Source organism: Rhizobium sp. NFR07 (assembly GCF_900111905.1).
GTDB lineage: Bacteria > Pseudomonadota > Alphaproteobacteria > Rhizobiales > Rhizobiaceae > Neorhizobium.
Genome location: NZ_FOKM01000001.1, coordinates 137,564 through 152,259, shown reverse-complemented (window position 1 = coordinate 152,259; position 14,696 = coordinate 137,564). Strand labels below are relative to the sequence as shown.

Below are 14,696 nucleotides of genomic sequence, written 5' to 3'. Positions count from 1 at the left end.
TTCTGTGGGTGCGACGGCGGTCCGCCGGCTTTGATGCGACGCTCGGTCCGGCACCCGCCGTCTTGTGTGACGGCATACACCGGTCCGATGCGTCGCGCGGGAGGTCAGGTCTTGTAGAACTGTTCCGGCATAGTTGGTGCAGGTGTCGGCCATCCGAAAGAGTTCGGCATGGTTTTCGTCACATTCTTCAGATTGTTGCGGACGATGCCGTAGCCATCCGGCGGCAGGGAAATGCCGAACGCATAGAAGGTCTCGGCGGCGCCGGCGAGCAGCTGTTTCATCACCTCTGCCTGTTCTGCCGGGTCGGCCTTCGTCTTCAACTGGTCGTAGAGCGCCAGTTGCTTCTTGGTGTCCTCCGGCGGTTCCTCGGCATTCTCATGGGTCGGATTGACATACCAGAGAGACCAGGCCGGTCCGTAGAACGCGTTGCTGTCGGTCGGCGCATAATATCTGGGGTCGAGCATTGCTGCTATGCCGCCATTGGCGCCGAACTGATGCGCCGTGGCATCAAAGTCCCGGCCTTGCCGTACGCGCGTTTCCCATAGGGAGCGGTCCATCGTGCGCAATTGCGCGTCGATGCCGACGGCCTGGAACATCGGTATGGCCAGCTGGAAGAGGTCGAGAAAGATCGCCCGTGCCTGGTCGATTTCGAAGATGATGGTGACGCGGCGGCCCTGTTCGTCAAGGCGGAAGTTCTGGCCATCCCTCTTGGGGATGATCTCGTCGAGCATGGCATTGGCCTTGTCTACATCATATTCGGTAAACTGGGTGGCCAGTTTCTCGTTGTAAAGCGGATCTCCCGGCTTGATCGAGGGCTGGGCCGCCGTACCCTGGCCGACAAGGACCGCGTCGATCAGGATCTGTCGATCGAGCGCCGTCGACATCGCTGCGCGGAAATTCCGATTGCGGAAAAGCGTACGTTTCACCGGGTCGCTATGATTGAGGTTGAACATGAAGTTCATCACGTTGGCCTCGGTCGATGTCAGCGTGTAGAAATCGTAATCGCCCTGCTGGCGGGCGTCATAAAGAACAGCCTTGTTGTTCGGTGTGCCGATATACTGGTCCATCATGTCGATCTCGCCCTGCATGGCCTTCAAAAGCAGGACCTGCGGGTCGGCGACCAGTTGGTAGACGACACGGTCGAGATAGGGCAGCTGATTTCCGTCGGTATCGACTTTCCAGTAGAACGGATTGCGTTCCGCCACGGCGCGCTCGGTGTTTTCACCAGGCGCGATCGTGAACATCCAGGCCGTGAGGCAGGGTTTTTTGGAGGAGTTGAGGAAGAAGGTGTTGTCTTCCTGCATGCCGGCCATGGACTGGAAGGCCGCGATCCATGACTGGAAGCCGCGGTGCCGGGCAAGTTCGTCAGCCTTCGGGTTGTAGTCGGCGTGAAACTGTTCGAGGTAATGCTTGGGGCAGCGTGTCGTGTGGTCCCAGTTCGACCAGGCCACCTGAAGCGGGAACAGCCCGTTCGGTTTCGAGAAGATGACCTTGAAGGTCTGCTCGTCGACGATTTCGAGTTTTGCCGGCTTGCCTTCGGTTTTCCAATGTCCCTGACCGCTGACGGCAACGCGCTTGTCGGTCAGTATAGTGTCGTACCAGAATTTCACATCGGCTGTCGTGTAGGGATGTCCGTCCGACCACTTCATGCCCTTGCGCAGGCGGATCGTATACTGGGTGGCGTCGGCATTGGCGTCGAACGCCTCGGCCACGTTGAGGGTTACGCCGGACCAGTCGGTATTGTAACGAACCAGCGGCTCATAGGCCTGGTAACGGAACAACATCGATAACGAGCCGCCGCCGACGAGTGCCAGCTTCCAGTCGCCACCGTACCGGCCGACGCTCTCCACCGGTTTGATCACAAGCGGGCTTTCCGGCAGGCGATCCTTCAAGGGGGGTAATGCGCCGCTTTGGGATTTCTGTTTCAGGCTGTCCGCTTCCTTGAAGTCGGCAGCGAGTAGGGTATGGGCGGGCATGACGACGACAGCCGACATTCCGGCCAGAAACGCCCTGCGTTTCAGCTTCATCATAGATTTCTCCTCCACAAAACCGGTTTTGTTATTTTTATTGCCGGATGATTTGAGGCTGTCATGATAGTTTTGTTAGGTAAAGCGTTATGCTATAAAATCGATGTTGCGCCGCGATGCGTGATCAGGATGACCGGAGAGGCGCGATGAGACCAAAAAACAAGGTGACGATCCAGGCAGTGGCGGATGCGGTTGGACTGTCCAAATACGCGGTCTCCCGTTCGCTGGCCGGCAAATCGGGCGTCAGTGAAGAGACGCGCCGACGGATCGCCGATGCAGCCAAGTCGCTTGGTTATGCGAAGGCAATCACCCGCCTCAATGCCGCACGCGACATCGCGGTGGTTTTTTATGACCAGGATCCGGTCAACAGCGAACTCAATATCCAGATGCAGGCCGGCATTCAGCAGGAGGCGGAGCGGGTCGGCGTCGGCGTAAGAGTCCGATGGACGCATTCGGAAGAGATTGTCGGCGAACTGGCCGACACGTTCTCAGGCCTGATCCTGGTTGGCCCGCATTCACCGGCGGCGGTCGCAGGGGCGTCTTTGAAGGGCGTGCCCATCGTGCGACTCGGATTTACAACGCCGCTCGAGCAGGTCGACAGTGTTTGTGGCACCGATCACGAGAGCGGTCAGGCAATCGGAAAATATCTGACCAGTCTTGGCCATCGATCGATTGCGTTTGTGTTCGGCCGGCCGATTTATCGCGGCCGCCATGACCGATACTGCGGAATACGCGAGGTCGTTGAGCAGACGGATGGGGCAGAGCTCACTCTCATGCAGTTCGAGGACGAGAGCGGATTCGCCGATGCCTTGCAGCAGGTGAAAAGCAAAGGCGTGTCACCGACCGCATTCTTTTGCGGTCATGACGGCCTTGCATTGACCGTCGTTTCGGAACTGCTTGGGCAAGGATACAAGATCCCAGAAGATGTCTCCGTTGTCGGTTTTGGTGATTTTTCGGCGGCGACGCAAATCTCGCCGCCTCTGACGACCGTCAAGCAGGAGGGGAGGGAAATGGGGATTGCCGCATTGCGGCTTCTGCTGTCTCGCATTGCGCGTCCCCGAACGAAAGATGAGCCCGCGCGGATGGTCAGGGTCATTTCCAGGCTGATCGAGCGGCGCTCGGTAGCTCACTTAAGAGAAAAGGATCAAAACTGAACTCTCTACGCCTGAGATGATATTACACCTTCCCTTAATGCGCTATCCGGCCAGCACTACAGGCATTAAACGGCGTGTCGAGGGTTCTTATCCCATCAAGAGCTTGATGCTCGTCTCGTCGGCATTTAAATTATCGGGTTGAGACCGAGGGTTACGGGGGACCTTTGCGCCTCCCTGACACGATTCCCATTGCAACCGCTCTCGGAGTGTAATGCAAAAAAAACGATAGGGGCCCACAAAGTGACAGCCACTTTGCGGGCCGCAAACCCACTCTTTGCAGTCAAGGCGTTTTTTGAGTTTCACGTTTGGCGATCGACGATGTCGCGGGAATGCCCTGATATCCCGATATCGATTCAGCGCTCGCCATCCCTGGAGAATTCGAGGTGCCGCCGAGCAAATCGCGGGTAGTCTTCTCTATCTGATCACCAATGTCCTTGTCGACATTGCGCCAGTAATTGAAGGCACGTACCAAAATTGGCTCACTTACCCCGTCGGCGAGATGCCCTGCGACATTTTTGATAAAACGTTCACGTTGCGCGTCGTCCATGACCTTGCGCACGAGCGTGCCGGGCTGGCTCCAGTCGTCATCATCTTTGCGCAACGAGTAAGCTGCTCGCACCATGTCGCCATCGGCAAACCATGTTGCTTCTCCACTTGTGTCCGGCTGTGCGCCAGGGCCGCCGTATGAGTTGGGAGCATAGACCGGATCAAGTGCGTTCACCGTCCGGCCGCGTCCGGCACGCGAATAAGAATGGACTTCCGCCGCCTTAGCCTGATTGACGGGGATTTGCTTATAGTTCACTCCGAGGCGAGCACGGTGTGCGTCGGCATAAGAAAACCCGCGCGCGAGAAGCATCTTGTCAGGGCTCAGTCCGATGCCCGGCACCATATTGTTGGGTTCAAATGCCAGTTGCTCGATCTGGGTGTCCCAATCCACCGGGTTCGTATCGAGGGTCAGCTTCCCTACCTCAATCAGGGGATAATCCTCGTGCGGCCAAGTCTTGGTCAGGTCGAAGGGGTTGATCCGGTATGTCTTTGCATCGTCGAACGGCATCACTTGGAACTTTAGCGTCCAACTTGGAAATTCGCCTTTGGCAATGTGATCGAACAAGTCACGACGGTGATAGTCGCCGTCTTGTCCAGCCATCTTGTCAGCCGCGTCCTGTGTTAGATGCGCGTTACCGTCGCCCAGATCGGTGTGGAAGTGCCACTTGACCCAACACTTTTCGCCTGTTTCGTTTAATAGCATATAGGTGTGGCTTCCGTAGCCGTTCATCTCGCGCCAGTTTTTTGGCACGCCGCGGTCGCCCATGAGGTACGTGACTTGGTGCGCACTTTCAGGGCTAAGCGTCCAGAAGTCCCACTGCATATCATGGTCGCGCAGTCCGTTGTCGGCCCGCCGCTTTTGGCTGCGGATAAAATGCTGGAACTTCATAGGGTCGCGAATGAAGAAAATCGGCGTATTATTGCCGACCATGTCGAAGTTACCGTCTTCCGTGTAGAACTTGACCGAGAAACCACGTGGGTCTCGCCAGGTGTCAGGGCTCCCGCGCTCGCCCGCTACGGTGGAGAAGCGAACTGCCGTCTCAACCCTTGCTCCGGGTTGAAGGAATTTTGCTTTGGTGAATCTTCCAATGTCGTTGGTTACTTCAAAATGGCCGAACGCGCCGCTTCCCTTGGCGTGGGGTTGCCTTTCAGGGATCCGCTCGCGATTGAAATTTGCCATCTGCTCGATCAGGTAGTGATCGTTCAGAACGATCGGTCCATTGGGCCCTACCGTGAGTGAGTGCTCGTCACTCTGTACAGGAATACCTGCATCGGTTGTTGTGCGGGGAGCGGATTTTTCGTCTGCCATGGACTTGCCCTTGTAGTGTGTGTTGGGGATAGGTCTACAAACGGCAGCCTGAGCGCTAGGTTCCATAGCGACCACTGGACCGGACAGCCGCGGCTCCAGACTAGAATTGAAAGACTCTTGATCGTGATAACATCGGCACCGCGATCTGCGTCAAGCCTTCCTCCTCAGGGTGGGCGATAGTACCAATGTGAGCTTATCGCCCACCCGATTTTCAGACCGAAAAGGTAGGCGCTTCCCATCGCGTGGCAACTTAGTAGATAACGGCGAAGGAATGAAAATGCAGTTCGATCAATAATGTAAGAAGCGCGACATAGGCTCTACTGCTGAAAAAATGCGAGTTTCCGTTCGTATGTCGTGGGTTCGTATCCGCTCACATCAACGGATCTGATTTCGTAGGGTGTGGTCTGCAGTTCAAAGAAACATCAAAGCGAAGTGCGGGTCCCAGCTTCTTTGCGCCTCCATTTCAGACGTTAGGTCCACTCTGAAGATTTCCCAAAGGCTGTCGCTCCGCTGACAAGCCAGCGTCGGCAATATGGAGTGGGAAGCTTCCGGTCAGCTTTCGGAGCAGAGAGGCGATAAGCTGCCATTCGCGATCACCACAAGCTTTCCCGAAAACGACGGCGTTTGGGAATCGTCGCGTGCAGCCTTCAGTCCCGTCGGTAACTACGCTTCGGCGGCCAACGTCGTCAGCCGTTCACGCAGCCAGCGTTGTACCGGATGGTTGGTGGTCCGGTCGTGCCAGACACTCGCGACGGTAACGCCAGGGATGGTGAGTGGCGGTTTTAGCACTTGCAGGCGATCCGACCAGCCATCGGCAAGGCGCCTAGGAACCAGCGCAATCATGTCGGACCGCGACACGACCTCCGGCACGATCAGAAAGCCCGACGTGGACAGGGCTACGGTGCGGCGGCGGCCGATGGACTCTAGTGCCACATCGGTAGGCCCTGAGAACCCGCCGCCTTGAAGCGACACGACGACGTGCTCCAGAGCGCAGAATACGTCCAGGCTGAGACGGCCCTGCACGGCCGGGTGTCCCTGCCGAGCGATCACTGTGTAATTCTCACAATAGAGCTGACGCTGGCGCATGGCCGCCGGTGCATGGTCCGGAGTTGCCAGGGCTAGGTCGACCTCGCCGCGCTCCAACTGTGTGGCGAGCGCCAGCACGTCAAGGGCACGCCAAGCGATGCGGACCATGGGCGCCTCGGTACTGAGCGCGACCGAGAACCGGGTGAGCAACGCGTACTGCTGGTAGTCGCTTGCGGCGATCACCAGGGTGGCCTGCATGGTCGCTGGGTCGAATGGTGCTCCATCTGCCACAACCCTGCGGACACCCTCCAGCGCTTCGTGCAATGGCTGCTGAAGCTCGACTGCGCGCCGGGTCAGGACCATCCCGCGCTGTGCCGGAATGAGGAGGGGATCGCCGAAGGCGTCGCGAAGCCGCGCCAACCGGGCCGACAGGGCGGGTTGGCTCAGGTTCAAGCGCCGGGCGGCACGCGTAACATTTCCTTCCGCCAGTAGGGCTTCGAGCGTGACAAGCAGGCCGAGATCGAGGTTTCTGGTATCCATTCGTTGGATAACAACAGAGAAGAGGTTCGATTTCAACCTCGGCGACGATCCGAGCATTATGCGGAGCGGCCGTCGGCTCTCAGAATATTCATCGACAATATGGATAGCAGATTGGTGGACGCCCTCCATCGAACCGCATCCCAGCTTAAGCGGAAAAACATCATGATTTCACCCTACACGATCAACATCCCTGGCGAACGGCTCGCTGCGATCAGAGCCAAGGTGGAGGCTTATGACTGGAGCCAGCTGCCGGATGCGGGAGGCTGGTCGGCGGGGGTCGGGGTTGATGACCTGAAGCGACTCGCCACTTATTGGCGGGACAGCTACGACTGGCGTGCGGTCGAACGACGCCTCAACGCACTCCCCAACTTCACGACCGACGTGGAAGGCGAGCACCTCCACTTCATTCATGTGAAAGGCGACGGCTCCAAGCCGCCCCTCCTGCTTGTCCACGGCTGGCCGGGCTCGTATCTCGAGTTCGAGCGGCTGTTGGAGCCGCTCGCGGCGGACGGGCACGATGTTGTTGTCCCCTCGCTTCCTGGCTTCGCGTTCTCCAACCCGATCGCGCGCCCGATCGGCATGCGGCGGGCCGCTGCCCTCGTACATGGGCTGATGATTCAACTGTTCGGCGACGCGCGGTATTTCGTTCAAGGGGGCGATTGGGGCCACGGCATTGCGGCCTGGACAGCGCATGATCGACCGGACGCTCTGCTCGGCATCCATATCAACATGATGACCGTGTGTGCGAGGGATGCCGCTCCGACGACCGACGAGGAGAAGTCTTTCGCCGCCAAGCAGGCCGCGATCGCCGATTGGGAGAGCGCCTATTTTCACGAGCAGGCAACCCGTCCGCAGACGCTTGGCGTCGCGATGACCGACAGCCCGATCGGAGCGGCGGGCTGGATACTCGAAAAGTTCGGCAAGTGGGCCGACCTTCCGACAACCGCCGATGGCGCCCCCAACATCTGGAGCAAGTTTTCCGAGGAGGAACTCCTCACCAACATCATGCTCTACATCGCGCCGACATCGTTCGTGACTGGAACCTGGATCTACTACGGCACCCGGCTTGAGGATTCGCTGACGCTTCCGGCCGGCACCCGCATCCAGGTGCCGACCGGTTTTGCGGCCTTCCCCGATCCCGTGTTCTTGCCGCCGCCGCGCTCGTTCGCGGAGAAGACCTTTAACATCGTGCATTGGACAGATATGCCGCGGGGCGGGCATTTCGCCGCGCTGGAAGAGCCGGAACTGATGCTGGCCGACCTGCGCGCCTTTATCACGACGGTATTGGGAGCGCGCTCCTGAAGGTGGAGCTCTCCGTTTCCGAAGCGCGGTGCGTGGCGCTGACGGCGCAGGGCTTCAATGCCCTGCGTCGTAACGACCGCATCGGCGCAGGCCGGCTGTGAAGGGCGATCGACCGGCTTGGCCTGCTCCAGATCGACAGCGTCGAGACCCGCCACCTAACCCGTACCGCCATCTATGTGCCGCAACGGCGGGCCTTAGCGCACGTTTTCGACCATCCTCTCACCGGAGCCCCCTAACGCACGTTATGGCCGCAACACCGTGATCCCAGTCGCGCATGGCGCGCGTTCGAATGACCGCTCTCGGGGAAGCGCTTGGGCTTCGGACCGGCAATGAAGGGGTCGGGAGCTGCCTTTTGCCGATTTGCTGATGAGCGTCAGTTATCGCAATTCGGGTCCCCGAAGCGGACGAACCGCTGCCGGACCATTTCAGCCATTCCCAAAGCAAGTAGTTGCCCGTACACGGAAATTCGGCGAGAACGCATCGGCCAAACGACGGGGTCCACGGTTCGTGTCCTTTCAAGAGCGAGGCGACCAGTGGAGACGCCTAGGAACGGGGCAGTCTAGCCTCCGGATCGAGACTCCTTAAGGCAATGAGACTACGCTGCGCAGACAAGCTGGCTGCCATGTTTTCAAGCAGGCGAGCGCAGAGCCATACCCTGGATTGGCACGACAATCAGCGTTCGAGCGCGGCGAGGAGAACCAAGTCGGAGGTGAAGCAGCCTGGGCTCGACAAACCTGCCAACGCCAAACGATCTACCACCGAGGTCAGTTGCCCGTGAAATGCGCCTTCGCGCGGGACAGAAAGGCTTCGATTGCAGGTTTGCGCGGTTGGCGCGCTGCAGTGACCAGCGACACCATATCGCCATCGCCTGGCAGGGCCTTGCAGCTTACACCCTGCATATCGCCCATAAGCGCAGCGAGGCCGGCGGGTATAATCGAAATTAAATGTCCGCCCTTCACCTGATAGAGAAGGCTCAGCAGGCTATCGGCCTCGACCCGGGGCGGTCTCGTGCGGCCAGCAGCAGTCAAATGGCCCCAGACGATCGCGCGATTGCGCATGTTGGAACTCAGCAGACATATAGGCTCCTCCGCCAGATCTGCCCACTCTACCACGTCCTTCTGGATCAGTGGATGCTCCGCATGCGCGACAAGCAGCAACTGCTCGCGGTAAAGCGGGATCTGTTCCAACTTTGCGGGAACCTGGGTCTGATAGATCAGACCGGCGTCGAGCCGCATCTGTTCGAGTTGCGTCAGGATGTCATCGTTCGAGAGCGTCGCAAGACTGATCTCCAACTGACCGTGGCGCTCCATCAGCGGCAGGATTAGGTCATTGGCCTGAGCGACGGCGGTAGGGATTATGCCGAGGCGCAACTGCCCGGTCAGACCATTGCGGGCGCTGTGGAACTCTGCCCGCATTGTCTTGACGTCGCCGACGATGCGTTGCGCCCAGTCAAGAAGCCGTTCGCCTTCGGGTGTCAGGCCCTGGAAACGGGTTCCGCGACGCACAAGCGTCACACCGAGGGCATCTTCGAGTTGCCGCATTGCGGCAGAAAGCGAGGGTTGGGTGATGCCAATGACTTCGGAGGCACGGCCGAAATGCTGTTCGCGAGCGAGGATGATGAACATTTCGAGCTTATCGATCATCGCTACTCCTTAATACGATCGGTGGCCGCACGGAATGCGGCCACCTGTTTCGTGTCAACCGCCGAAAAGCGCAGCGGTCTTGGTCAGCGTGAACCAGCAGCCATAAATGACCGGGATCGCCACAGCTGCCCAGGCAAGCATCGCTGGCGCATCAAAGCGACCCTTGTCGATGCCATAGGATCCATAAGCGACGCTCGCTTCGGCGCCGGCCTGCTTCTGCTGGATTTCCTTCACCTCGGCATCCGTCATGAACCACTTGGGAGCTAGCGGGCGGACGAGGAGGTTGGCGATGAGGCCGATGAACAGCATGCCGCACAGGACATAGATTGTCATCGTATAGGCGTCGGCACCGGTATGACCGTTGGCGATCTGGTACTGGCGGATGTAGTTCACCGCGACCGGTCCGAGAATGCCGGCGGTCGCCCAGGCAGTCAGCAGACGGCCATGGATCGCGCCGACGAACTGGGTGCCGAAGATATCGGCCAGATAAGCCGGGATCGTTGCAAAGCCGCCGCCATACATCGACAGGATAATGCAGAAGGCCGCCACGAACAGAACTTGATTGCCCATTTGAGCAAAGGTCGGCGCCGAGGCGTAGAGCACGATGCCCAGAAGGAAGAACACGTAATATGTGTTTTTCCGACCGAGCTTATCGGATGTCGAAGCCCAGAAGAAACGACCTGCGATGTTGAACAGCGACAGAAGCGAGGTGAAGCCCGCAGCAATGCCTGCGATCTGCAGCTTCTGCTCGGTCGACAGCTGGGCGAAGCTCAACTCCGGTAGGCCGATCAGGCGACCGGCGAAGATTTCCTGCAGCAGCGGCGAGGCGGCACCGAGGATGCCGATACCGGCCGAGACGTTCATGCACAGAACCAGCCAGATCAACCAGAACTGCGGTGTCTTGTGCGCATTGTTGAGATGAACATGTCCCTGGGTGATCATTGCCTTGCCGGATTTCACCGGAGGCTCCCATCCTTCCGGACGCCAACCTGCCGGAGGCACGCGGTAGCCGAAGGCGCCAGCCATCATGAACACCAGATAGACGGCGCCCATCACGAGGAAGGTCTGCCAGACCCCAGGATCGGTCGGGGTCGCGAACTGTCCCATCAACAGCTGCGCGAGCGGCGATCCAACCATGGCGCCACCGCCAAAGCCCATGATCGCCATGCCGGTCGCCATGCCGCGACGGTCAGGGAACCACTTGATCAGCGTCGAAACGGGCGAGATATAGCCAAGACCAAGGCCGATACCGCCGATCACGCCTGCTCCGACCCACATCAGCCATAGCTGATGCGTATAAACGCCGAGCGAAGCGATCGCGATGCCGCCGCACCAGCAGCACGCCGACACGAAACCGGCCTTGCGGGGGCCGACGCGTTCAAGCCAGCCGCCCCAGATTGCAGCGGAGCATCCCAGAAGAACGAAGAACAGGGTGTAGATCCAGCCCAGATCCGTGATCCGCCAGTTGCACTCGGTGGTGAACAAGGCGGACATAATACCCATATTGGTGCAGGCTTCTGGCGTAGGACCAGGTAGTGCAGCAGTGAGCGGCAGCCAGAACACGGAGAAGCCATAGGCCATTCCGATGCAAAGGTGGATGGCAAGCGCGGCCGGTGGCACCAGCCATCGATTGAAACCCGGCTTGGCGATAGTACGGGCGCGGTCAAGCAGCCCCAGATCTTCGCCGGCGGCGAAATCGGTCGTTGTCGTCATAGATCAAAAGTCCCCATAGGCCCTAGTCCCCGACCATTTCTCTATTCGAGAATAAGAATTCACCCCGCGCAGCCGATGGGCGGCACAAGCTGAGATTCTGTCAATTGGTCAGCGACCCTGCGCCACATATGGCATAGTGACGCACCTGCGCAACTGAAAAATCAATCGAACGATAGAAAATATCATTTAAAATCAGTTGGTTGACGGAAACGACCACAAGCCCGCATGCGGTTGGCATGCAGGCGTATCGAAAGCATGTGGCCATTTGGCGTGTTGACGGTTCAGTCGATATACTGGCCCTCAATCAACGCTTGTCCGGCTTCGCTGAGAGCGAGAAAGCGGCGCTGGGTTCGCTCATCCGTACGGACAATCACCAAAAGTCCGAGCTCATCCGAGAGGCGCCCGACCTCTCGCAGGACAAGGGCATGTTCGGTGTCGCTGTCGCGGGCAAAGCCACGGCTGTCACCCGCCAGGCCGAGGCCGACCGCAGCCAGCAAACCGCAGGCGAGCGGGCTGTCCGCCAGCCCGTCCTGCGCCTGCAGCGCCGCGACTAGGGGCGGCCAAGCGGCAAGGCGCGCCTCGCGATCGTCCGCGGTCTCAGACAGCATCGCGCATCACTTTGACCAACACCGATTTCGAGGTCGGCGTGAAGCTGCGGTCACCGAAGGAATTGTGCGGGACGAGGGCGTTCAGTTCCGGATAATAGCCCGCGATGCAACCCGGCGGGATATCGTAGGGCACGATCCTGAAGCCGGTAATGCGGCGGTCGATATTGTCATTCGAATGGGTAACAAGGGTTACCCGATCCTTGGCAGTCAGGCCCGTAGCGGCCAAATCGGCAGGGTTGATGAAGACAACTTCGCGTTCGCCATAAACGCCGCGATAGCGGTCATCCATCGCATAGATGGTGGTGTTGTACTGATCGTGTGACCGCATAGTCTGCAACACGAAGAGATCCTGGCCATCTTCTCGCATCTGCCATTCGGTGCGTTCGGGCAGGGCGAAACTGCCGAAATTCGCGCGTTCAGTCGGTGTGCGCCATTCCCGTTCGGTTGCGGGATTTCGTAGCCAGAAACCGCGCGGCACCCGGACCCGGGCGTTGTAATCGTCAAAGCCGGGCAATACGCGAGCCATCATGTCGCGGATCTTGTCATTGTCGTCGGCCAACATATCCCAGTCGACGACCTTGGAGCCGACGGTGGCCTTTGCAATCCCGGCGACGATGCTGACCTCCGATTTCAGTTCCTTCGAGGCGGGCTGGTTGATGCCACCGGAGCCGTGAACCATCGACATCGAATCCTCGACGGTCACGATCTGGCGCACGCCCTTCGAGTTCCGGTCGATCTCGGTCCGCCCGAGGCAAGGGAGGATATACCCTGCCTTGCCATGCAACAGGTGGCAGTGATTGAGCTTAGTGCCGACATGCACGACGAGATCCAGCCGGTCGAGAGCACCTGCAATAAGCGCGCTGTCAGGCGTCGCGCGCGAGAAATTGCCGCCGAGCCCGATAAAGGCCTTTGCCGTCCCCGCCAGCATCGCGCCGATGGCTTCCAGGACGTTATGGCCCGGATCGCGCGGCATCGGCACGCCGAGTTCACGTTCCATTGCATCCAGCAGCGGCTTGGGCGCCTTTTCGTTGATCCCGACCGTGCGGTCGCCCTGCACGTTGGAATGGCCTCGTACGGGGCAAAGGCCCGCGCCCGGACGACCGATATTGCCGCGCAGGAACATGAAGTTCGATATTTCGCGGATCGTCTGCACCGAATGGCGGTGCTGGGTGATCCCCATGGCCCATGTCGCGATCACGGCATCGGAGGTCATGTAGACCTCGGCCGCGCGGGCGAGACCGTCACGGGTAAGGCCCGATTGTTCCTCGATCTGCTCCCATGAGGTCGCTTCGACGATCGCGCGCCACTCGGCCATGCCTCTGGTGTGTTCGGCGATGAAGGCGTCGTCGATGATCCGCTCGGCACCGGCGGCGAGCGCTGCATCATCGGCAGCAAAGACCAGCTTTGCCATGCCGCGAACCGCAGCCATGTCTCCGCCGAGACGCGGCTGGAAATACATGGTCGAGGTCGCCTCGGACCCGCCCGTCAGCATCTCGATCTTGTTCTGCGGGTCGGCGAAACGGACGAGGCCCTTTTCCTTCAGGTTGTTGAAAACCACCACCTGCTTGCCGCGCATCGTAACCTTGCGCAGATCGGCAAGCATGCGCGGATGGTTGGTCCCGGGGTTCTGACCGAAGACGAAAACTGCATCGGCATGTTCGAAGTCTTCCAGATGCACAGTGCCCTTGCCGATGCCGATGGCGTCGGTCAACGCCACGCCGGAGGCTTCGTGGCACATGTTTGAGCAATCCGGGAAATTGTTGGTCCCGTAGAGCCGCACGAAGGTCTGATACAGGAACGCAGCCTCGTTCGAAGCGCGGCCTGACGTGTAGAATTCCGCCTGATCCGGCTGCAACGCGTTCAGACGCTCGCCGATGTCGGCGAAAGCCTCGTCCCAGGTGATGCGTTCATAATGGTCAGTGTCAGAATTGTAGCGGAGCGGATGAGTCAGTCGCCCCTGATGCTCCAGATCGTAATCGGACCAGCTGCGCAGCTCCGTCACCGTATGCTCGGCAAAGAAATCGGGCGTGACGCGCAGCTTGGTGGATTCCCACGACACTGCCTTCACGCCGTTTTCGCAGAATTCGAAGGACGAGCCATGGTTCGGATCGCCCCAGGCGCAACCCGGGCAATCGAAGCCGTCCGGCTGGTTCGCACTGAGCATGGTCATCGCATTGGCCAAGGGCCTGCGCGAGCCCACCACATGGCGTCCGCAGCTCTTTAGTGCGCCCCATCCGCCTGCGGCGTTGGATTTTTTTCCGATGAAGGTATCCGTGCTCATGTCCTGCCCGCATTCTTCGGGCTGGCCAAAGGCTCAAACTACCCGTCAACTAAATTACTTGACGATATACAAGTCGCGATCAGGCAGCCATCGGGCGATATCTATCAAGTGATAGGCGGAGGGTGCGTAATGAGTATGGGCCTGAAGCACCAGTTCGCCTCTCTGCGACGCTGCGTCGGCCGATCTCTTCGATACGCCGGCGTCGCTTACCTCGCGCGTTCGAAGTGGTGATGAGGCGCACTCGAACCCATAGATCACTGTCGGTCGCGGCGTGAATATCGTGAATTCAGCTACCTGCATTTGATCTGGTGATCAGCGGCTCAGCTCCCTTCAAGCGTGACGAATTTTACAAGTCCCCTGCGTTCGGGCTCCCCGGTCGAACGAAAACCGAGGCTGAGCGGTGTTGCGCGTCTCGCACGTCGGCGAGCTGATCTGCGCGTCGGTGTCACGATCTCGGTGGGGTCGTCACAACCGCAGCGTAACAGAAATCTTTCAGGACATGGTGACACCCCGAAATTTGTTCCCGCCCGCTTCGTTCAATATGTCC

The 14,696-nt window shown here is 59.3% G+C and carries 9 protein-coding genes; 2 read left to right on the top strand and 7 right to left on the bottom strand.

The features are described from left to right. Positions 1–104: 104 nt before the first annotated feature. Positions 105–2,030, bottom strand: a complete 1,926-nt coding sequence (locus BM216_RS00650) for an ABC transporter substrate-binding protein (RefSeq protein WP_092993399.1) — start codon at positions 2,028–2,030, stop codon at positions 105–107. Between the two features lie 143 nt (positions 2,031–2,173). On the opposite strand from BM216_RS00650, the gene BM216_RS00645 reads away from it, so the two are divergent. Further along, positions 2,174–3,181 carry a LacI family DNA-binding transcriptional regulator gene (locus tag BM216_RS00645; RefSeq protein WP_092993397.1) on the top strand — a complete coding sequence of 336 codons (1,008 nt, stop codon included), beginning with the start codon at positions 2,174–2,176 and terminating at the stop codon, positions 3,179–3,181. 280 nt (positions 3,182–3,461) lie between these two features. Here the strand turns inward: BM216_RS00645 and BM216_RS00640 are convergent, their stop codons facing one another. Together BM216_RS00640 and BM216_RS00635 are read right to left on the bottom strand one after the other, a co-directional pair. Next, positions 3,462–5,036, bottom strand: a complete 1,575-nt coding sequence (locus BM216_RS00640; protein WP_092993394.1) for a catalase — start codon at positions 5,034–5,036, stop codon at positions 3,462–3,464. A gap of 663 nt (positions 5,037–5,699) precedes the next feature. Further along, positions 5,700–6,638, bottom strand: coding sequence for a LysR family transcriptional regulator (locus BM216_RS00635; RefSeq protein WP_244530023.1), 939 nt, complete (start codon positions 6,636–6,638; stop codon positions 5,700–5,702). Positions 6,639–6,716: 78 nt separating this feature from the next. Between BM216_RS00635 and BM216_RS00630 the strand changes: the two genes are divergently transcribed. Further along, positions 6,717–7,904 (top strand): epoxide hydrolase family protein, encoded by a 1,188-nt coding sequence (locus BM216_RS00630; RefSeq protein ID WP_244530052.1) that lies wholly within the window; start codon positions 6,717–6,719, stop codon positions 7,902–7,904. Positions 7,905–8,668: 764 nt separating this feature from the next. Here BM216_RS00630 and BM216_RS00625 read toward each other — a convergent pair. The 4 genes from BM216_RS00625 to BM216_RS00610 all read right to left on the bottom strand — a co-directional run bounded on the left by BM216_RS00625 (position 8,669) and on the right by BM216_RS00610 (position 14,149). Continuing rightward, positions 8,669–9,547 (bottom strand): LysR family transcriptional regulator, encoded by an 879-nt coding sequence (locus tag BM216_RS00625; RefSeq protein ID WP_092993388.1) that lies wholly within the window; start codon positions 9,545–9,547, stop codon positions 8,669–8,671. A gap of 54 nt (positions 9,548–9,601) precedes the next feature. Beyond that, positions 9,602–11,260, bottom strand: coding sequence for an OFA family MFS transporter (locus tag BM216_RS00620; protein WP_092993385.1), 1,659 nt, complete (start codon positions 11,258–11,260; stop codon positions 9,602–9,604). A gap of 281 nt (positions 11,261–11,541) precedes the next feature. Continuing rightward, positions 11,542–11,868: a hypothetical protein gene (locus BM216_RS00615; RefSeq protein ID WP_092993382.1), complete on the bottom strand. Its 327-nt coding sequence runs from the start codon at positions 11,866–11,868 to the stop codon at positions 11,542–11,544. Next, the gene (locus tag BM216_RS00610) at positions 11,858–14,149 is read right to left on the bottom strand and encodes an FdhF/YdeP family oxidoreductase (protein ID WP_092993379.1); all 2,292 of its coding nucleotides are present in this window, start codon (positions 14,147–14,149) and stop codon (positions 11,858–11,860) included. Before BM216_RS00610 ends, BM216_RS00615 begins: the two co-directional genes overlap by 11 nt. Positions 14,150–14,696: the final 547 nt, after the last annotated feature.

Bases quoted from the DNA above. Each gene is read 5' to 3' on its own strand.
- BM216_RS00650 (WP_092993399.1), bottom strand. From the start codon at position 2,030: ATGATGAAGCTGAAACGCAGGGCGTTTCTGGCCGGAATGTCGGCTGTC.
- BM216_RS00645 (WP_092993397.1), top strand. From the start codon at position 2,174: ATGAGACCAAAAAACAAGGTGACGATCCAGGCAGTGGCGGATGCGGTT.
- BM216_RS00640 (WP_092993394.1), bottom strand. From the start codon at position 5,036: ATGGCAGACGAAAAATCCGCTCCCCGCACAACAACCGATGCAGGTATT.
- BM216_RS00625 (WP_092993388.1), bottom strand. From the start codon at position 9,547: ATGATCGATAAGCTCGAAATGTTCATCATCCTCGCTCGCGAACAGCAT.
- BM216_RS00620 (WP_092993385.1), bottom strand. From the start codon at position 11,260: ATGACGACAACGACCGATTTCGCCGCCGGCGAAGATCTGGGGCTGCTT.
- BM216_RS00615 (WP_092993382.1), bottom strand. From the start codon at position 11,868: ATGCTGTCTGAGACCGCGGACGATCGCGAGGCGCGCCTTGCCGCTTGG.
- BM216_RS00610 (WP_092993379.1), bottom strand. From the start codon at position 14,149: ATGAGCACGGATACCTTCATCGGAAAAAAATCCAACGCCGCAGGCGGA.